Here is a 522-nt window from a genome sequence, read left to right as displayed (position 1 = left end):
GAAAAATATCCAAGCGATATTCACAAAATTAAAAGTGATAAACCACGCAAGGATTTTGTAGATTTTGCTTTGGGTGAAGTGCGAAGTGTGGGGAGATTCTGCGATTTTCGTGCGATTCGCAGAATCTGCATTTTTTTTATTAGATTCTGCGATTCGCAGAATCTCAATCGAAGTAATGGCGGTAGTGCTTTGCGTTGTTTTGGCGCGAAATGAGCGAGATAGAACTGATGGGTTCATTGAGCGAAATTTTGTGCCAAAACAACGCAAATGATTACCCCAGAACAAATTGTCTATAAACCACGCATAGATTCGGTGAATCACCATTGCAATCCCGTGCAACACTCCCCAAATCACAAATCCCCATCCTGCGCCGTGCCAAATGCCACTTAAAAAGGCGACAATAAACAAATTTCGCAGAGTTGTCGCGTTGTCTTTTAGCGATAAATCGGGGAGACTTGTTGTTCGCTTCGTCAATGAACCATCAGTTCTATTTCCTCGCTCACAACTGCGCAACCCCGATTT

At 42.9% G+C, this 522-nt stretch carries 1 pseudogene; it reads right to left on the bottom strand.

The window, feature by feature from the left end:
• Positions 1–474 (bottom strand): annotated as a pseudogene (locus ACWIUD_RS12080) (hypothetical protein); the annotation flags it as partial.
• Between the last annotated feature and the right edge of the window lie 48 nt (positions 475–522).

Source organism: Helicobacter sp. 23-1044 (assembly GCF_053654695.1).
The sequence above is the reverse complement of the archived record's forward strand: the minus strand, read 5'-3'. Positions and strand labels throughout refer to the sequence as shown.